The organism is Nevskia sp. (assembly GCF_023266035.1).
In the GTDB taxonomy this organism is placed as follows: Bacteria; Pseudomonadota; Gammaproteobacteria; order Nevskiales; family Nevskiaceae; genus Nevskia.
Genome location: NZ_JAHFRY010000008.1, coordinates 43,327 through 61,433 on the forward strand (window position 1 = coordinate 43,327; position 18,107 = coordinate 61,433).

Annotated in this window: 14 protein-coding genes and 1 pseudogene; 9 read left to right on the forward strand and 6 right to left on the reverse strand. The window is 65.8% G+C overall.

The features are described 5' to 3' along the window. Window positions 1-1,101, forward strand: a pseudogene (locus Q0D45_RS01815) (AMP-binding protein); the annotation flags it as partial. Between the two features lie 137 nt (window positions 1,102-1,238). Here Q0D45_RS01815 and Q0D45_RS01820 read toward each other — a convergent pair. Further along, on the reverse strand, window positions 1,239-2,147 hold the full coding sequence (locus tag Q0D45_RS01820) for a fatty acid desaturase (protein WP_293387702.1): 909 nt from the start codon (window positions 2,145-2,147) through the stop codon (window positions 1,239-1,241). Window positions 2,148-2,289: 142 nt separating this feature from the next. On the opposite strand from Q0D45_RS01820, the gene Q0D45_RS01825 reads away from it, so the two are divergent. Then, on the forward strand, window positions 2,290-3,306 hold the full coding sequence (locus Q0D45_RS01825; RefSeq protein ID WP_293387704.1) for an AraC family transcriptional regulator: 1,017 nt from the start codon (window positions 2,290-2,292) through the stop codon (window positions 3,304-3,306). Between the two features lie 52 nt (window positions 3,307-3,358). Here the strand turns inward: Q0D45_RS01825 and Q0D45_RS01830 are convergent, their stop codons facing one another. Continuing rightward, window positions 3,359-4,207, reverse strand: coding sequence for a UDP-2,3-diacylglucosamine diphosphatase (locus Q0D45_RS01830; protein WP_293387706.1), 849 nt, complete (start codon window positions 4,205-4,207; stop codon window positions 3,359-3,361). A gap of 257 nt (window positions 4,208-4,464) precedes the next feature. Between Q0D45_RS01830 and Q0D45_RS01835 the strand changes: the two genes are divergently transcribed. From Q0D45_RS01835 to Q0D45_RS01865, 7 genes are all read left to right on the forward strand, one after another. Further along, a complete protein-coding gene (locus Q0D45_RS01835; RefSeq protein WP_293387708.1) occupies window positions 4,465-5,700 on the forward strand; it encodes an efflux RND transporter periplasmic adaptor subunit in 1,236 nt (411 codons plus the stop codon). Between the two features lie 28 nt (window positions 5,701-5,728). Next, window positions 5,729-6,418: an ABC transporter ATP-binding protein gene (locus Q0D45_RS01840; RefSeq protein WP_293387710.1), complete on the forward strand. Its 690-nt coding sequence runs from the start codon at window positions 5,729-5,731 to the stop codon at window positions 6,416-6,418. Window positions 6,419-6,444: 26 nt separating this feature from the next. Beyond that, window positions 6,445-7,602 (forward strand): FtsX-like permease family protein, encoded by a 1,158-nt coding sequence (locus tag Q0D45_RS01845; protein ID WP_293387712.1) that lies wholly within the window; start codon window positions 6,445-6,447, stop codon window positions 7,600-7,602. Window positions 7,603-7,605: 3 nt separating this feature from the next. Further along, a complete protein-coding gene (locus Q0D45_RS01850; protein ID WP_293387714.1) occupies window positions 7,606-8,790 on the forward strand; it encodes an ABC transporter permease in 1,185 nt (394 codons plus the stop codon). A 196-nt stretch (window positions 8,791-8,986) separates the two neighbouring features. Next, window positions 8,987-9,799, forward strand: a complete 813-nt coding sequence (locus tag Q0D45_RS01855; RefSeq protein ID WP_293387716.1) for a class I SAM-dependent methyltransferase — start codon at window positions 8,987-8,989, stop codon at window positions 9,797-9,799. Between the two features lie 269 nt (window positions 9,800-10,068). Then, complete coding sequence (locus tag Q0D45_RS01860; RefSeq protein WP_293387718.1) at window positions 10,069-10,854, forward strand: SHOCT domain-containing protein; 786 nt, start codon at window positions 10,069-10,071, stop codon at window positions 10,852-10,854. 96 nt (window positions 10,855-10,950) lie between these two features. Then, complete coding sequence (locus tag Q0D45_RS01865) at window positions 10,951-11,913, forward strand: DUF1338 family protein (RefSeq protein ID WP_293387720.1); 963 nt, start codon at window positions 10,951-10,953, stop codon at window positions 11,911-11,913. A gap of 6 nt (window positions 11,914-11,919) precedes the next feature. On the opposite strand, the gene Q0D45_RS01870 is transcribed toward Q0D45_RS01865, so the two are convergent. The 4 genes from Q0D45_RS01870 to ptsP all read right to left on the reverse strand — a co-directional run. Further along, a complete protein-coding gene (locus Q0D45_RS01870) occupies window positions 11,920-13,215 on the reverse strand; it encodes a carbohydrate porin (RefSeq protein ID WP_293387722.1) in 1,296 nt (431 codons plus the stop codon). 38 nt (window positions 13,216-13,253) lie between these two features. Continuing rightward, window positions 13,254-14,966 (reverse strand): PTS fructose transporter subunit IIC, encoded by a 1,713-nt coding sequence (locus tag Q0D45_RS01875; RefSeq protein WP_293387724.1) that lies wholly within the window; start codon window positions 14,964-14,966, stop codon window positions 13,254-13,256. Beyond that, window positions 14,963-16,039 carry a 1-phosphofructokinase gene (pfkB, locus tag Q0D45_RS01880; protein WP_293387726.1) on the reverse strand — a complete coding sequence of 359 codons (1,077 nt, stop codon included), beginning with the start codon at window positions 16,037-16,039 and terminating at the stop codon, window positions 14,963-14,965. Before pfkB ends, Q0D45_RS01875 begins: the two co-directional genes overlap by 4 nt. Next, a partial coding sequence (gene ptsP / locus Q0D45_RS01885; protein ID WP_293387728.1) for a phosphoenolpyruvate--protein phosphotransferase occupies window positions 16,036-18,107 on the reverse strand: 2,072 nt, incomplete at its 5' end. The genes ptsP and pfkB, both read right to left, overlap by 4 nt.

The window sequence follows — 18,107 nt, forward strand, 5'->3', positions numbered from 1 at the left end:
GCCCAGTGGGTATTCGATCTCAAGGATGACGATCTGTTCTGGTGTACGGCGGACGTCGGCTGGGTGACCGGCCACAGCTACGTCGTCTACGGCCCGCTGGCCAATGGCGCCACCGTGATGATCTACGAAGGCGTGCCTACCGTCCCGGACGCCGGCCGCTTCTGGAAGATCTGCCAGGACCACGGCGTGACCATCTTCTACACCGCGCCCACCGCGATCCGCGCGCTGATGAAGTCCGGCGAGGAAATCCCCAACCAGTACGACCTGAGCAAGCTGCGCCTGCTCGGCAGCGTCGGCGAACCGATCAATCCAGAAGCCTGGATGTGGTACCACCGGGTGATCGGCAAGGAGCGTCTGCCGATCGTCGATACCTGGTGGCAGACCGAAACCGGCAGCATCATGATGAGCCCGCTGCCCGGTGCCACACCGACCAAGCCGGGTTCCTGCACCCAGCCGCTGCCCGGCCTGTTCGCCGATGTTGTCGACGAGATGGGCGAGCCCGTGGTCGGCAAGACTGCCGGCGGTTATCTGGTCATCACCAAGCCCTGGCCGTCGATGCTGCGCACCATCTGGGGCGACAACGAGCGCTACAAGAAAACCTATTACGGCCAGTTCCCGGTCCGCCCGGATGGCACCCATCTCTACGTCGCCGGCGATTCCACTCATCGCGACGAAGACGGCTACTACTGGATTCTCGGCCGCACCGACGACGTGCTGAATGTCTCCGGCCATCGCCTGGGCACGATGGAAGTGGAGTCCGCCCTGGTCTCGCATCCCCGCGTTGCCGAAGCCGCCGTCGTCGGCCGTCCGCACGAGGTCAAGGGCGAAGCGGTCTGCGCCTTCGTCATCTGCAAGGGCGTGCGCCCGACCGGCGACGAAGCGCTGGCGCTGATCAAGGAACTCCGCGAACACGTGGCCAAGGAAATCGGCCCGATCGCCAAGCCGGACGACATCCGCCTCGCCGATGGCCTGCCGAAAACCCGCAGCGGCAAGATCATGCGGCGGCTGCTGCGCTCGATCGCCAAGGGCGAGGAGATCACGCAGGACGTGTCGACTTTGGAGAATCCGGGGATCGTGGCGCAGCTTGCGGGTAAAGCTTGAGCCTTGGCTGAACCGAAAAACGGCGCCGAAAGGCGCCGTTTTTTTTGGATACCCTAGAGGCTCATGTGGAGGCTCATGCCGACCGTCATGTCTGCGCAGGCAGGCACCCGGCCCGAGCGGGACAGGAGCAATCTCTTCTATTGCCGAACGCCAAAGCCATTCATCTCGGGAACGGCCTGTCGGCTGATAATTCCGATCACGGGAGTTCCATGAGCACGCAAGATGGGTTCGATGCGGCGATGGAGTGCGTGATAACGATAGAACGGCACGCGCGGGAACAAGTGATGCACTGAGTGCAGGTTCTGCCCCATCCAGAACCATTCCACGGGTTTCATCCACACCGGCATGATGAGACTGTTGGTCGTGCGATAGCGTGCCGACTCTTCGTACGGCAAGTGCGGCCGATAGGCGAACCAGTACACCGTGAAGAAAGCGCCGCTCAGATAGCCCAGAACGAGCAAGACCGGAGTGGAGTCCCGCGACACGAGCAGCAGTACGGCAACACGCCAACCGATGGCAAATGCCACTTCAGCGAAGAACGTCGCCTTCTCTTGCAGCGGTGCAGTCGCCCAGTAGCCGCGGAAGAGGAAGGCGTTCTGCACCCACAAGAACCGGAAGCCGCTGGCAAGGAAACCCAGCAGGCCGTGCCGCATTCCGTGCACCACATAGTCCGGATCCTTGTCCGGCTGATTGGTGTAGCGGTGATGGGTGAAGTGCTCGACGGTATGGGTGGAGTACGGCACCATGATGATCGGCGCGACGAGATACCCGCAGACATCATTTACCCATTTGAGCCGGTCGTTGCTGCCATGGATGTTGCCGTGCGCGGCCTCGTGCAGCGGCGTATACGATAAGTAGGTCAGCGCCGCATAGATCAGGGCAGCAGCCCAGAAAGGCGTGGCCCCTGCCGCGAACATCCAGAGGTTGGCGACGAAGGCCGTGAGCACCAACAGCACCAGCGCCACTGTCTGCCATGCAAATTGCCCGGTGAATTCCCTCGCTGTGGCGATGGCCTGCTTGTTCAGGGCGGTCAGGTCGTGTTGCATGCGTTACTCCAATGAGTAGGACGTCGTGCCAACAATTTTAGTGGCCGTTCACGGGGGCGGACAGCGCATTACCGGCCTGGTTCAATGCATTTCCGGCCTGCATGACGCCGGGCAGATCGATCTTGGAAGCCCGAGGACCTGAATGTTTGCGCAGACCACCATCCAGCATCCCGTCGCCATCGCTCAGGTTATGGTCAACTTTGCAGCGCGTCACGGCGTTGATGTCGAGACCTGCCTGCTGGGAACCGGCATCGCCGAGGCGCAACTGCATGACCCGGATGCCTTGATCGCCCGCGAGCAGGAGATGCGCCTGATCGAAAATCTCATCCTCGCGCTGCCCCAGTTGCCGGCGCTGGGATTCGAACTGGGACTTCAGTACACCGTTGCCACCTTCGGCGTCTTCGGATTCGTGATGCGCATCAGCCGGAATCTGCGCGAAGCCGTCGAGAGCGCGCTGCGCTATCTACCGCTCAGCACGGCGTACTGCGTGCTCGAGGCATTCGCCGATCAGGACGAATTCGGTGTCAGTGCAGATCCGAGCGCGATACCGCAGCACCTTCGGCAGTTCCTTCTGGAGCGGGATACTGCCACCGCCATGAACCTGCTTCGCGAACTGGGTTTGTCTGGTGTCCGCGTCCAGCGTCTGGAATATCAGGGACGGGCGCCGGACCACGCAGCGCGAATCCACAGCCTCTGCGGTATCGCGCCGCAATACGGAAGTGCGCGCAATGCGATCGTCATACATCGCCAGGATGCGGAGACGGTTCTGCCGATGTATGACGCTCACCTGGTGCGTCTGCTGGAGCACCAGTGTCGTGCTCAGCTGGAACGTCGCCAGGTCGCCGGCGTGGTCGGGCAAGTCCGGCAACTCCTCCTGGGTCCGCTGGGTCTGACGGCCTCGATCGAAGATGTCGCGCATGCGCTGGCGATGGCGCCGCGAAGCTTGCGGCGCAGGCTGGAAGAAGACGGCTCGAGCTTTCGCAATGTGGTTGAGGCGGAACGCAAGCAACTCGCCGCGCGGTTACTGGAAGGCACCGAGATGAAGATCGACGAGGTGGCACTGCAACTGGGCTATGGCGACACTGCCAGCTTCACCCGGGCTTTCCGACGATGGTTCGATCAGACCCCCGGCGATTATCGCCGACGAGGCAGCCAGTGACCCCCACCCTATCTATTCAGGAATGACGCCGGTTCCTGGGAAACGCCATACCTCAAGCCGCCACCCCAATCGCCTTCGCCGCCCGCTTCAGCGGCGTGACTTTCGGGCGTTCGTTGAGATGGTCGATCTCGACCCAGCGGATCACCGAGATCTTGCCGTTCATGTCTTCGGCCAGCGCGGTGCAGCTTTCCACCCAGTCGCCGCAGTTGTGGTACTCGACACCGTTGATGTCGCGAATCTCGGCGTGGTGGATGTGGCCGCAGACCACGCCATCGAGGCCGCGGCGCTTGCATTCGCGGGCCACGGCTTCTTCGAAGCTGGAGACGATGCTGACCGCGTTCTTGACCTTCTGCTTCGCGTACGCCGACAGCGACCAGTAGCGCAGCCCGGCCATCGAGCGCAGGCGGTTGAACCAGTAATTGGTGCTCATCATCGTTTCGTAGGCCATGTCGCCGGCCAGCGCCACCCAGCGGTGATAGCGGGTGATGACGTCGAAGTAATCGCCATGCAGCACCAGCAGCTTGCGGCCGTCGGCGGTCTCGTGGATCGCTTCGTTGACCAGCTTGATGTTGCCGATTTCCAGACGGTAGTCGACGAACTTGCGCAGGAACTCGTCGTGGTTGCCGGTCACATAGATGACCTGGGTATCGCGCTTGGCCTTGGTCAGGATGCGGCGGATGACATTGGTGTGTTCCTGCGGCCAGTACCAGCCGCTCTTCAGCTTCCAGCCGTCGATGATGTCGCCGACGAGATACAGCGTGTCGCAGTGGTTGCGCTTCAGGAAATCGGTCAGGAACTCGGCCTTGCAGCCGGGCGTGCCGAGGTGAATGTCGGACAGCCAGATGGTGCGGTAGTGATACGTGGCCTTCTCCGGCTTGTCCGGATGCGCGATCTTCGCCATTGCGCTTCTCCCATGGGGTCGTGGTTTTCGCGCGCAGTATCGGGGCCGATTGTGACAAGCCGGAGAAACGCCGGGCCAGACTCCGTTTCGAAAGTCGCCGATATGACAAACGTCATGCCGGCGCGATGACGATCGGGACTGTCTCGGGCCCGCCGGAATACCTAGTCTGAAGCCCCTGAAAGCCGGTTCTGCCGGCCGGTGGCGGAGCCGGTTTCCACTATGCTTGCGGCACCACTTTTACCTATTCCCTACAGGTCATGGACGACAAATCCGCGTTGCTCGATCAGCTCCGTATCGATCGCAGCAATGAGCCCGAGGACGGCGGCCGTGGCGGAAAGAAGTGGTGGATCGCCGTCGTGCTGCTGGTCGGCGCCGGCATCGCCTGGTTCCTGTTCGGCAAGCCTGCGGGCCTGCCGGTGACAGTCGCCACCGCGAAAGCTGCGGCGTCGAACGGCAGCGCCGGTGGCAGTTCGCTGCTCGATGCCGCCGGCTATGTCGTCGCCCGCCGCGCGGCGACCGTATCCGCCAAGATCACCGGCCTGGTCACCGAGGTGCTGATCGAGGAAGGCAGCCGGGTGGAAGCCAATCAGATCGTCGCCCGGCTCGATGACACCAATATCCGCGCCTCGCTGGAACAGGCGCGCGCGCAGCTGGAATCGTCCCGCGCCAGCGCGACCCAGGTGCGGGTCAACGTCGCCAATGCCGAGCGTGATGTGTCGCGCCGCAAGGGGCTGGTGGAGCAGAAGTTCATCAGCGTTGCCGAACTCGATACCGCACAGACCACGCTCGATGGCCTGCGCGCCAGCTACAACGTGGCGGAGCGCAATGTCGCGGTGGCCGCGCGCGCTGTCGACGTCGCCCAGCGCAGCTTCGACGACACCACGGTGCGCGCGCCGTTCGCCGGCGTGATCACCGTGAAGGCGGCGCAGGTCGGCGAAATCGTTTCGCCGCTGTCGGCCGGCGGCGGCTTCACGCGCACCGGCATCGGCACCGTCGTCGACATGGATTCGCTGGAAGTGGAAGTCGACGTCAACGAGAACTTCATCAACCGGGTCAGCGCCGCCCAGCCGGCGGTGATCAAGCTCAACGCCTATCCGGACTGGAGCATTCCCGCCGAAGTGATCGCGGTGATCCCGACCGCCGATCGCAGCAAGGCGACGGTGAAGGTTCGCGTCGCGTTCAAGGAGAAGGACGCCCGCGTGCTGCCGGAGATGGGTGCCCGCGTGTCCTTCCTCGGCGCCGCACCGAAAGCTGGCAGCCCGGAACCGGCGGGGGTCATCGTGCCGTCCACCGCGGTGCTTGGCAGCGGCGAAACGGGTGCAGTGTTCCTGATCCGCGGCAAGACCGTGGAGCGCCGCGCGGTGAAACTCGGCGCGAAATCCGGCACTGAACAGACCGTGATCGCCGGGCTCAGCACCGGTGATCAAGTGGCCATCGGCGATCTCGCCAAACTCAAGGACGGCGCGGCGATCGTCGTCCAGAAACCCAACTGACCCTCATCAGCAGCAACGGAGCAGCCCCATGACGACCCTGGTATCGATTCGCGGCGTGGCCAAGCGCTACACCCGTGGCAAGCAGACCGTCGACGTGCTGCAGGCGCTCGACCTCGACATCGCCAGCGGCGATTTCCTCGCGCTGATGGGCCCCAGCGGCTCGGGCAAGACCACCCTGCTGAACCTGATCGGCGGGCTCGACAAGCCCAGCGCTGGCGAGATCGTCGTCGACGGCAAGCGCATCGATCAGCTGTCCTCCGGCCAGCTCGCCAAGTGGCGCGCCCGCCACGTCGGCTTCGTGTTCCAGTTCTACAACCTGCTGCCGGTGCTCAGCGCCGAAGCCAATGTCGAACTGCCGCTGCTGCTCACTTCCTTGAGCAAGGCGCAGCGGAAGAAGAATGTGGCCGCTGCGCTCGCCGTCGTCGGTCTCGCCGATCGCGCCACCCACAAGCCGAGCGAACTGTCCGGCGGCCAGCAGCAGAGAGTCGCGATTGCCCGAGCTTTGGTTGCCGATCCGACATTGCTGGTCTGCGACGAACCCACCGGCGATCTCGACCGCAAGACCGCCGACGAAATCCTCACCCTGCTGCAGCAACTGAACCGCAACCACGGCAAGACCATCGTCATGGTCACGCATGATGCGAAGGCGGCGGAGTACGCAACGCATCGACTCGACATGGATAAGGGAGCGCTCGTCACCTCCGGTGACTCGCATTAACTTCCAGAACAGTCCGAGGTGACGCCATGAAATTCCTGCCATTGGTCTGGGCCAATCTGTTCCACAAGAAAACCCGGCTGATCCTGACCATGCTGAGCCTGATCGCCGCGTTCATGTTGTTCGGTCTGTTGCAGGCGGTCAGCGTGCTGTTCAGCTCGGGCGCCGATTTTGTCGGTGCCAATCGCCTGATCACGCAAGCCAAGGTCAGCTTCACGCAGCCCCTGCCGCTCTCGCTGTTGCAGCGGATCGAATCGGTGCCCGGGGTTGCCCGGGTCGCCTGGTCGCAGTTCTTCGGCGGCATCTACATCGACGAGCGCAACTTCTTCGCGCAGTTCGCGGTGGACCCGGAACGCCTGCTCGATGCCTATCCCGAGTGGATACTTCCGGCCGAGCAGCGCGAGGCCTTCACGCGCACCAGGACCGGTGCCATCGTCGGCCGCAAGCTCGCCGAGCAGTACGGCTTCAAGGTCGGCGACAAGGTACCGCTGAAGTCCTTCATCTTCACCCGCAAGGACGGCGGCAGTACCTGGGAATGGGACGTGGTCGGCATCTTCGACGGCAAGGACGATGACTGGGCAGGCCGCTCGAATCTGATGTATCTGAACTTCGGCCAGTTCGATGAAGCCCGCCAGTTCGGCCAGGGCTCGGCCGGCGTCTACATCGTGAGAGTCGACAACCCGGACGATTCCGAGCGCATCGCGCGGGACATCGACAAGCAGTTCGAGAACTCGCCGGATGAAACCAAGACCCAGACCGAGAAGGACTGGAACCTGAGCTTCGTACGCCAGATCGGCGACATCGGCCTGATCGTCACCGGCATTCTCGGCGCGGTGTTCTTCACCATCCTGCTGGTGATCGGCAACACCATGAGCCAGGCGGTGCGCGAGCGCATTCCCGAATTCGCGGTGCTGAAGACGCTCGGTTTCAGCGACGGCCAAGTCACCGGCCTGGTGCTCGCCGAAGCTTTGCTGCTGTGCTTCGTCGGCGCCGCACTCGGCATGGTGTTGGCGATCGGCGCGGCCAAGGGCGTCAGCGGCGCATTGAACGGCGCGCCGGTGAGCGTGCAGCCGATCGTCTGGGCGCAGGCATTCGTAACCATGCTGCTGCTGGCGTTTGCGGTGGGGATTTTCCCAGCACTGCGAGCAAGAAGATTGCAAATAGTTGATGCGCTGGCCGGGAGATAGGACATGAAATTTCTGGCCCAGATGTTCAAGCTGATCAGCATCAACCTGAAAAGTGTGCCGGCACGCTGGGGCGCGACCTTGGTGATCGTCGTCGGCCTTGCCGGTGTCGTCGGCGTGGTCACCGCACTGCAGTCGATGTCCGCCGGCATGGTCGCCACCTTGCGTGCTACGGGCAGCGCCGATCGCGCGATCGTGCTCAGAGGCGGCTCGAATTCGGAACTGTCGAGCTTCTTCACCCGCGATCAGGCCATCGTCATCGAACAGGCACCGGGTGTTGCCAAAGGCGAGGACGGCAAGCCGCTGGCCTCCGGCGAACTGAGCCTGATCGCCGAACGGCCGCTGCGCCGCTCGAATACCGACAGCAATGTCTCGCTGCGCGGCATCGGCCCCGCCGGCTTCACGATTCGTCCGGAGCTGCAGATCGTCGAAGGTCGCAGCTTCAAGCCGGGCCTGCAGGAACTGATCGTCGGCCTGAAAGCCCGCGAGCAGTTCATCGGGCTGGACATCGGCAGCGCCGTGCAGATTCGCGGCTCGCTATGGACCGTGGTCGGCGTCTTCGCATCGAACGGCGATGCCCATGAATCCGAGGTGCTGGTCGACATCGAAACCGCGCAATCGGCGTTCCGCCGCAACGGCTATTCCTCGCTGCTGGTCAAGCTTGACGACCCGTCCGCGTTCCAGGCCTTCAAGGACAGCCTGACCACCGACCCGCGCCTGCAGGTCGACGTGCAGAACGAAGTCGAATACTTCTCTTCGCAGTCGCGCAGCTTCACCAAGACCATCGGCGTGCTGGTCAGCGTCGTCGGCGTGATCATGGGCCTGGGCGCGATCTTCGCCGCGCTGAACACCATGTACTCGGCCGTCGCGGCGAGAACCGTCGAGATCGCCACGCTACGTGCCCTCGGCTTCGGTGGCGGCGTGGTCATCGCCGCAACGGTGATGGAAGCCATGGTGCTCGCCCTGATCGGCGGCCTGATCGGCGCCGTGGGTGCCTATGCCTTCTTCAACGGCTACACGGTGTCGACACTGGGCGCCGGCTTCACCCAGGTCGCCTTCAGCTTCCGCGTGACGCCGACCCTGCTGATCAATGGACTGGTGTTGAGCTTGTTCGTCGGCTTTCTGGGTGGATTCTTTCCAGCGCTGCGGGCGGCGCGGATGCAGATTGCGGTGGCTTTGCGGGCGGCTTGAAGAGGAGTGTTCACGACACGGCAAACACCATCGAAAATTCTTGCACCGTTCACGCTTTGTAAAGCCCGCGTGCGGAAAAGCCACAGGCGCATCCCGCCTTCCGCGACACGCTGACCACCACATATGGCGGGATGCGCGGCCATACCGCCGGCCGCTTTCCCGCCCTACCCCTCAATAGCGGATGCGGAGATTTCCCATGCCCGACATCGACAAGCTCTTCTCCGGCTCGATTCCGAAGCTCTACGAAACGCATCTCGTACCGCTGATCTTTGAACCGTATGCAGCGGACCTGAAGCAACGGCTGGCTTCGATGAAGCTGTCCCGGATACTGGAAGTCGCTGCCGGCACCGGCGTGGTGACTCGTGCACTGGCAAGCATCCCGAACGAACGCTTTTCCATCGTTGCCACAGACCTCAATCAGGCGATGCTCGATCAGGCCGCTGCGGTAGGAACGGCCCGTCCGGTCCAGTGGCAGCAGGCCGATGCCATGGCCCTGCCCTTCATCGATGGCGAATTTGATGCCGTCGTCTGCCAGTTCGGGGCGATGTTCTTTCCTGACAAGGCCCAAGCGTTTTCCGAAGCGCGCCGCGTGCTCAAGCCGGGCGGCGTGTTCATCTTCAATGTCTGGGACCGGATCGCGGACAACGAATTCGCCGACACCATCACGACGGCACTGGAAGCGGTGTTCCCTGAGGATCCACCGCGATTCCTGGCACGCACGCCGCACGGTTACCACGACCGGTCGACCATCGAGCGGGACCTTGCGAGCGCCGGATTCACCAAGCCGGCCCGGATCGTCACGCTCGCAGCGCGGAGCCGAGCCGCATCGGCCCGAGCGCTGGCCATCGCTTACTGCCAGGGCACCCCGCTCCGAAACGAGATCGAAGCGCGCGATGCTGAGCGACTCGGTGTCGCGACTGACCAGGCCGCCACCGCCGTCGCACAGCGGTTTGGGAAGGATGCCGTGGAGGGCAAGATCCAGGCGCTCGTGGTGACCATCGAGAAATAATGATGGCCGGCGGCCCTGCGGTGCGTAGCGGGCTGCACGGCCATGACACCGGCCGCTTTCCCGCCCTGCTCCAGGCATCGGCCAAGACTTCGAGCCAGCCCCCAAAACCTCGCGTGCTACGCTTGTTGCTCATCCGATATCCGTAGATATCGATGCCCGATATCAGGCAGACGCTGGCTCTACTCCTTGCCCCGGACGTTTTTCGTGGCTCGCGAGGCAGGCCGATACTCCGCGATATTCACCATCAGCGTCACCACGGAAGGAACGCCATGCAGCTGTTGACCCCCGCAGGACAGAACGTGGTTGATGAACTGGCGCGCCGTTATGGCCTGAGCCAGGAGGCTGTCGTGCACATGCTGGTGGCGGTCAGCAACGGCGGCGGCTCGATGGCGCAGTTCTACTGTCAGGAACTCGGTGGCGGCGGCCAGTGGATGCGCGGCGGCATGACCATGGTCGGCGACATGTTCAATTACGGCCTGAAGAACACGGTCGACAGTCTCTGCAACGAGTTGTCCAACGCGCTGGCAAACACCCAGATGTTTCCGCTGGCGCCAGCCGGCTCGCGCCACAGCAGCCAGTGGTGGCCCGGCGATCTCGGCAGCCCGTTCAGCAGCGGCGGCCAGAACAACATCCGCTATGCGGTGTTTCCACAGCGGCTGGCGGTGGAGCTCAACGGCCAGGTCACCGTGTACGACACGCTCAATCACAGCATCGGCGGGGTCAGCCAACAGCAGGGTGGTGACACCTCGCTGAGCTTCAGCAGCCAGTTCGGCACGGTGTCGGTCAGCAGCCTGCCGATCGTTTCCGGCCTGGGGCTTCCGCAAGCACCGCAGAACAATTTCGCGCAGCCAGCACCGGCGCCGGCATACGTCGCCCCCCCGCCGGCCTACGAACAGCCCGCGCCTGCGTACAGCCCGCAGCCGGTGATCGGCAGCGGTGGATCAGCCGACGAGCTGATCGGCCTGATCGAAAAGCTGGCCCGGCTGCGCGATGCCGGCGCGCTGACCGAGCAGGAATTCAACACCAAGAAGAGCGAGCTGCTGGGCCGTCTCTGAAGCAGCGGCAAGGGCGTCGTGGCGGGATGCGCGGTTACGCCGCTTTCCCGCCCTACAATCTGCGCTGATCTGCCGATTGCTCGCGAGGCACTAGCCATGAGCACCTTGTTGTCGCCACGCCAGTTGCGCGAACGCTTCGTCGACCGCGCCACCGCGAAGTTCGCGCGCAACGTGCCGGACTTCGTTCGGCTGCAGGCCTTGGTCGCTGCGCAAGGCGGGCGCTTCCTCAACGATCACGGCGCGATCCGCACGGCGGACCCGGCGGTGGCGGCGCTGTTCGTCCGTGCCGCGCGCGTGCTCGGCCTGCAGCGCGAGCGCAGCTATGCGTTCCCGGCCAAGAAGCTGATCAGCTTCGATCTGCAGGTGGTCGGCGATGACGCGCACCAGTTCAAGGTGTTCGTCAGCCAAGTCGATCTCGCCGCGTTTCCTCCAATGGTCGCGGCGCTGATTCGCGAGGATTGCGCGACGCAGGCTGCCGCCGTCGATCACGGCGCGTTCGTCACGCTGATCGCGAAAGCCGAAGCACAGGGCGGCTTGAACGAAACCGATGGCGACGCTTTCGTCGCCCATTTCGTCGACGTGCTGATGGCGCGCAGCGGCCCGCCGATGCCACGCACAACGCTCGATGCGGTGGCCGCCGTTTCCGGCGAAGCGGCCAGCGCGCTGGCGCTGGGCCCGGACTTCAATCACGTGACCATCGACGTGCCATCGGCGGGCTTCGGCGGCATCGAAGCGATGACGGCGGCGATGCTCGCGGCCGGCTTCACGATGCTGCCGGCGATCCAGGGCGCGCGGGCTACCCCGCTGCGCCAGACGGCGACGATGGCCGCGACCATGGCAACGCCGGTGCTGGAAGCCGATGGCAGCATCGGCAACGCGCAGAGCGAGAAGCAGTTCGTCGAGATCATCGAGCGCGCTCAGGCCGTTGATGCCGATGGCGCACGGCTCTGGGCCGACGATGGCTCGCCGCTGATCTTCCGCAACTTCCTCGCCGCGAATGCCGAGAAGATCTTCGATGCGGCATCGACGCGCGGCAGCAGCGCTGCGACGAGTTGCTAGCGATCATCAACGTCCGGTAATCGCTGCAATCGCCGGCGTCAGCGCCAGATCGACTCTCAGACCGACGACCAGCGCATCGGCGAGATCGCGGGTCCGGCTGGGCTCCGAGAAGCTGTCCGGGTTGATGATGTAGTGCAGGTTCGGCGCGACTCGCAGCAGCTTGCTCACCTGGATGCCGTAGCTCAGTTCCATCAGGTATTGGCTGTTGGCGGGCGTGTCGCCGCCGCCAGCCGCGTCGCGCGCCAGGCGCAGATTTTCCAGCGCCGCACCGCTGTAGCGCTGGCGGTTGATGACGAACGCCAGGCTGTCGCGATCGCGGCCGGTGAAGGTGCCTTTCTGCACGAAGCCAAGTTCGAAGAAGCGATCCTGCGTCAGTTGGCCGGCGGTGCCCCAGAGTGCTGCGCCGAACAGGATCAGGCCGCGCGGGCTGTTGCGATCCGGCCGGGGGACTTGCTGCTCGAAGCGCGCGAACACGCCGGAACGTTCGCTGCGTGAGGCATAGGGCTGGCCGCTGACCAGGGCCGCGTCGCCGTTCGCATCGCGCAGCGGATCGCTGTAGCGCGAGGTATCGCGCCAGCCGCCGATTTCATAGAACGCTGGCAGCCGCGCCTGGGCCGGCGAGCTGCGATAACCGAGCGCCACCGGTGCGATCACGCCGGTGGCATCGGCGATGCCCCAGTTCAGGCCGTGCTGGTTGTCGCGGGCCTGCAGCGGGTTGATCTCGAACACGCCGGCGTGGACGTAGATCTGCGGCGTCAGGAAGGTTTTCACGTAGCCGCCCCAGCTCGACACCGGCCAGTAGGTGAAGCCGCTGGTGCGGAACACGAAGGTCGGGTTGCCGCAGGCGGAGTTGGTCTGGAAGTAGTTGCACAGCTCGGAGCCGAGAAAATGGATGTTGGCGACGGTGCGCCCGGCCTCGATGATCACGCGGTCATCGAACAGCTTCTGCTCGATCGTCAGGTTCGCCAGCCGCTCGGTCTGCGCGCCCCAGATTTCCTGCACCGAGACGCTGTTGCCGATCTCGTCGATCGCCAGATTGTCGCCATGCCGGCTCGCCACATAGAGCTTGAACTTGGCACCCTGCCAGCCGATCAGCCGGCCGAAGTCGGCCTCCGCGCCAACGAAGAACTGGCCGGCGTAGGCGCTGCCGCGCTTCTTGCCGCCATCGACCAGCGCCGCCGATTCGCCGGTGTAGCTGGCGAGGAAGGCGTAGCCGTGGTCCTCGTAACTCCCGGCAAATGCGGACAGCGAGCACAGCAGGGCCAGCAGGGCGGCCAGTGGCCGCCCGAGGTGCATCGTCATGAGATTTCTCTTGGCGGGCGCAGCCCGCCGGTGCAGGGTCAGGCCACCGCGGCCAGGGGAGCAGGTTTCTTGAGGACACGCAGCGCAACCGCGGTCAGCACCGTGCCGACCACCAGCGCCAGCAGATAGCCGCCGAGCGAGGTCACCGCGTTCGGGATCGGCAGCACGAAGACGCCTCCGTGCGGCACTTTCAGTTCGGCGCCGAAGAACATCGAGATCGCCCCGGCCACGGCGGAGCCGAGCACCAGCGAGGGAATCACCCGCAGCGGATCACGCGCCGCGAACGGGATCGCGCCCTCGGTGACGAAGGCCAGGCCGAGCACCGCCGCTGCGCTGCCGGCTTCGCGTTCTTCGGCCGTGAAGCGATCGGCGAACAGGCGGGTGGCCAGTGCCACACCGAGCGGCGCGGTCATGCCGCCGACCATCGCCGCCGCCATCGGGCTGTAGACCTCGCTGGCCAGCAGGCCGGTCGAGAACGCATAGGCCGCCTTGTTGACCGGCCCGCCCATGTCGAAGGCCATCATCCCGCCGAGCAGCAGGCCGAGCAGGATCGCGCTCGAACCCTGCATGCCGCGCAGCCAGGTGGTGAGCGCGGCGAGCAGTTCGGCGACCGGCCCGCCGACGACGTAGATCATCGACAGGCCGGTAAGCAAGGTGCCGAGCACCGGCAGGATCAGGACCGGCTTCAGCCCTTCCAGATTGCGTGGCAGCTTGATGTGGCGGTTCAGCCAGTCCGTGCCATAGCCGGCGATGAACCCTGCGGCGATGCCGCCGAGAAAACCGGCACCGAGATTGGCCGCGACCAGGCCGCCGATCATGCCGGGCGCGATGCCGGGACGATCGGCGATCGAGTATGCGAGGTAGCCGGCCAGCGCCGGCACCATCAGCACCAGCGCCGCCTTGCCGCCGATCTGGAACAGTGCGTGAGCCAAGCTGCCGCGATGGGCATCGTCATAGGCGTAGATGCCACCGAACGCAAAGGCGAGCGCGATCAGCAGACCCCCGGCGACCACGAACGGCAGCATGAACGACACGCCGGTCATCAAGTGCTTGTAGGGGCCGCTGCGAGCGTTCGCTTCAGCCTTCTTCGCGTTCGATGCCGGCGCAGCGCCGCCGTGCACCGTGGCCTCGGCCAGCGCTCGGGTCAGCAGCGCCTTGCCATCGTTGATCGCCGGCTTGGTCGCCGACTTGAGCAGGCGCTTGCCAACGAAGCGGGCGAGATCGACTTCGCGATCGGCGGCGATGACCACGACATCGGCGGCGCGGATCTCGGCGTCGCTCAGCCCGTCCCGCGCGCCGACCGAACCCTGGGTTTCGACGCGGATCGCATGGCCCAGCGCTTTCGCGGCCTGCTGCAGGCCTTCGGCGGCCATGAAGGTGTGAGCGATGCCGGTCGGACAGGACGTGACGGCGACGATGCGCAGCTGGGTGGCGACGACCTTGGCCGGCAGCGGTTCCGGCAGCCTGGCGAGCACGGCTGCGGCATCGCTCAGCACGTCTTCGATGCTGACGGAGGTAGTCTGCAGGCTGGCGAAACGTTCGGCGTCGAGATCGTCATGGCCGACCAGCAGCACGCGGCCGGCGCTGGCGATCTGCGCATCGCCGAGCGCGTTGAGCACGCCGCGATCGCTGCGCACTTCAACCGCGAATACCGCGCCGATGGCCTGTGCCGCGCGGCGCAAGGCTTCGGCGGCGAGCAGCGCATGGGTGCTGCGCGCGCCGGCACCGATGACGGCGATGGTGGTGGTCATTGCTGGTCTCCGTACGGCTGGCTGCTTTTCGTTTTCTGATGGGACGGCGTTCCCTCAGCCCCTGCCCCTCTCCCGGGGGGAGAGGGGGGAGCGGCCAGGCTTCGTCGTCGATCAGTTACGCCATCCAGCCTTTGAATCTGTACCTGCTGCGCCAGCGCCAGCACCTGTTCGCGCGGCGGTAGATGGGCGCCGTCGCAGCCGAGCTTCGCGGCAGCAAACGCGGTGGCCAGACGTGCGAGCTCTTCGAGCGAGGCCTCGGCGAGCAGTGCGGCGGTCAGCCCGGCGACCATCGCGTCACCGGCGCCGACGGTGCTGCCGACCGCGACCGGCAACGGCCACGCCTGCACGATCTCGTCCCCACGCAGGAACAGCGCGCCGTCGGCGCCTTGCGAGATCGCGACCAGCGTGATGCCGCGCGTCTGCAGTTCGCGCGCAGCAGCGATCAGTTCGGCCTGCGTCGATAACGCGCGGCCGGCCCAGGCTTCGAGTTCATGGCGGTTCGGCTTCACCGCGTACGGCAATGCTTCGCGCGGCGCATCGAGCGCGGTCACCAGCGGCGCATCGCTGGTATCGAGCACGCAGCGCACGTCGCGCGCCGCCAGTTCGGCGATCAGCCGCGCATAGCTGTCATCGGCCAGACCGGCCGGCAGGCTGCCGGCGAGCACGACGATGCTGCCGGCCGTGCCGTGCTCCAGAAGCTTGGCGCGCACGGCATCGAAGGCAGCGGTATCGACGACCAGCCCCGGCAGGTTGATGTCCGTGGTGTCGGCGGCTTCGAGGTCGAGCAGCTTGACGTTGATGCGGGTGTCGCCGGGTCGGCGCACGAAACCATCGGCGATCCGCTTGGCCGCGAACAACGCATCGAAGGCCGTGGCGTTGCCGGCACCGAGCACGCCGGTGACGGCGGTGGCGACGCCCCAGTCGGCCAGACAGGAAGCGACGTTGACGCCCTTGCCGGCGGCGTCGATGCGCACCGAGCGGGCGCGATGCACTTCGCCCAGGCGCAGGCGATCGAGGGTGATGGTCTGGTCGAGTGCCGGATTCAGGGTGACGGTCAGCACGGCTGCGCTCATGACGCGGCTCCGTCCAGCGCCCGGACTTCGGCCGCGGTTTCGCAAGCCAGCGCGCTTGCGGCCAGCGTGCGCAGCGCATCGATGCGGCTGCCGCGCAGCCGTGATTTCACCGCGGCGATCTCGCGCGGCGTCATCGACAGTTCCTGCACGCCCAGGCCGGCGAGCAGCGCCGCGCCGAAGGGATCACCGGCCAGCCCACCGCAGACGCCGACCCAGCGGCCATGGCGTGCCGCGCCTTCGACGGTAAGCCGGATCAGGCGCAGCACCGCCGGGTGCAGGCTGTCGGCTTCGGCGGCGAGCTCCGGGTTCTGGCGATCGATCGCCAGCGTGTACTGGGTGAGGTCGTTGGTGCCGATCGAGAAGAAATCGGCATGGCGCGCCAGCACGTCGGCCTGGATCGCGGCGGCCGGCACTTCGATCATGATGCCGAGCGGCACGAACGGCGCCGCCAGCTCGATGCGGATGCGCTCGCAGATCGCTCGCAGCGCCAGGATTTCCGGCACCGAGGTGATCATCGGAAACATGATCTTCAGTTGCGCGCCGTCCTTCGCGGCGCGATACAGCGCGCGCAGCTGCGGCTCCAGCAGATCGGCACGGCGCAGCAGCAGGCGCGCGCCACGGACACCGAGGAACGGGTTTTCCTCGTGCGGCAGGTCGAGATGGGCGACCTGCTTGTCACCACCGATGTCGAGCGCGCGGACGATCAGCGGCCGGCCGCCGAGCGCCTCTGCCATCGCCACGTAGATCGTGTGCTGCTCGTCCTCGCTGGGCGTCGATGCCCGTTCCAGGAACAGGAATTCGGTGCGCATCAGGCCGACGCCTTCCGCGCCCTGCTCCAGCGCCATCGCCGCCTGCTCGGGCAGGTTGATGTTGGCGCCGATGTCGACCGCATGACCGTCGACGGTGATCGCCGGCTGGCTGCGGCTTTCCGCTTCGCGAGCGCGCACGGCGGCCTGCTCGGCGATCCAGGCCTGGGCCGAAGCGATCGCGACGGGCGACGGGTTCAGATACAGGCAGCCGCCGCTGCCATCGACGATCGCCGACGTGCCTTCGGCGACATCGAGCAGCGCCGCGCCGCCGCCGACCAGGGCCGGCAGGCCGAGCGTGCGGGCGAGGATCGCGGTGTGCGAAGTCGGCCCGCCCTGCCCGGTCGCCAGGCCGATGACCTTCAGCGGATCGAGCGTCGCGGTGTCCGATGGCGACAGATCGGCGGCGACCAGGATGCAGGCGTCCGGCAGTGCCGCCAGGGTGTCCCGCGCCAGCGTCGGATCGATGTTGGCGAGCACGCGGCGGCCGACGTCACGCAGGTCCGCCGCGCGGCCAGCAAGCACCGCGTTGCCGAGTGCCGACAGCTTCGCCGCCATCCGCTCGACGGCCGCGTTCCAGGACCAGGCCACGCCATGGCCTTCGACCATCAGCTGGCAGGTCAGGGTGATCAGGTCGGTGTCGTTGAGCAGCTCGCCGTGGGCCTTGAAGATGGCCGCGTCGGCGGCGCCGAGGCGGCGCGCGGTGTCGTCGGCCAGCGCCGTCAGTTGCTGGCGCGTCGCGCACAGCGCTTCGTGCAGACGGGTGCCGCCGTCGGCGAGCGGCGTCGGGTGATCGGCGATCGGCGCTGCATCGGCAGTCAGGCGATGGACGACGCCGATCGCCAGGCCCGGGCTGGCGGCAATGCCGGCGATGCAGACCAGCGCATCCGGCGGCGTCCAGCCCGGCGTTTTCGGCTGTGCGGCGCGGCGGGCGGCAAGCGCGGCGTCGGCCTTTTCCTGGGCGGCCAGGCTGTCGATCAGGCTGCGGAAACGAGCCAGTGCGGCGGCGGCATCGCGGCCTTCGGCGGAGATGTTGAGCTGATCGCCCGCCTTGGCGCCGAGCTGCAGCAGCGCCACCAGATTCTTGGCGTCGGCCACTTCATCGCCATTGCGCACCTGCACGCGGGCAGCATGGGCGCGCGCCGCTTCGACCCAGCGCGCCGCCGGCCGTGCGTGCAGGCCGGCCGGATAGCTGACCGTCCAGACGAAGGCTTCGACGAGATCGGCGGCCGGCGTGCTGTCCGCCACCACGATGCGGTCTT

What these genes read in the sequence shown, in the direction of transcription:
- Q0D45_RS01820 (WP_293387702.1), bottom strand. Translation starts at nt 2,147, where the DNA reads ATGCAACACGACCTGACCGCCCTGAACAAGCAGGCCATCGCCACAGCG.
- Q0D45_RS01825 (WP_293387704.1), top strand. Translation starts at nt 2,290, where the DNA reads ATGTTTGCGCAGACCACCATCCAGCATCCCGTCGCCATCGCTCAGGTT.
- Q0D45_RS01830 (WP_293387706.1), bottom strand. Translation starts at nt 4,207, where the DNA reads ATGGCGAAGATCGCGCATCCGGACAAGCCGGAGAAGGCCACGTATCAC.
- Q0D45_RS01835 (WP_293387708.1), top strand. Translation starts at nt 4,465, where the DNA reads ATGGACGACAAATCCGCGTTGCTCGATCAGCTCCGTATCGATCGCAGC.
- Q0D45_RS01840 (WP_293387710.1), top strand. Translation starts at nt 5,729, where the DNA reads ATGACGACCCTGGTATCGATTCGCGGCGTGGCCAAGCGCTACACCCGT.
- Q0D45_RS01845 (WP_293387712.1), top strand. Translation starts at nt 6,445, where the DNA reads ATGAAATTCCTGCCATTGGTCTGGGCCAATCTGTTCCACAAGAAAACC.
- Q0D45_RS01850 (WP_293387714.1), top strand. Translation starts at nt 7,606, where the DNA reads ATGAAATTTCTGGCCCAGATGTTCAAGCTGATCAGCATCAACCTGAAA.
- Q0D45_RS01855 (WP_293387716.1), top strand. Translation starts at nt 8,987, where the DNA reads ATGCCCGACATCGACAAGCTCTTCTCCGGCTCGATTCCGAAGCTCTAC.
- Q0D45_RS01860 (WP_293387718.1), top strand. Translation starts at nt 10,069, where the DNA reads ATGCAGCTGTTGACCCCCGCAGGACAGAACGTGGTTGATGAACTGGCG.
- Q0D45_RS01865 (WP_293387720.1), top strand. Translation starts at nt 10,951, where the DNA reads ATGAGCACCTTGTTGTCGCCACGCCAGTTGCGCGAACGCTTCGTCGAC.
- Q0D45_RS01870 (WP_293387722.1), bottom strand. Translation starts at nt 13,215, where the DNA reads ATGACGATGCACCTCGGGCGGCCACTGGCCGCCCTGCTGGCCCTGCTG.
- Q0D45_RS01875 (WP_293387724.1), bottom strand. Translation starts at nt 14,966, where the DNA reads ATGACCACCACCATCGCCGTCATCGGTGCCGGCGCGCGCAGCACCCAT.
- pfkB (WP_293387726.1), bottom strand. Translation starts at nt 16,039, where the DNA reads ATGAGCGCAGCCGTGCTGACCGTCACCCTGAATCCGGCACTCGACCAG.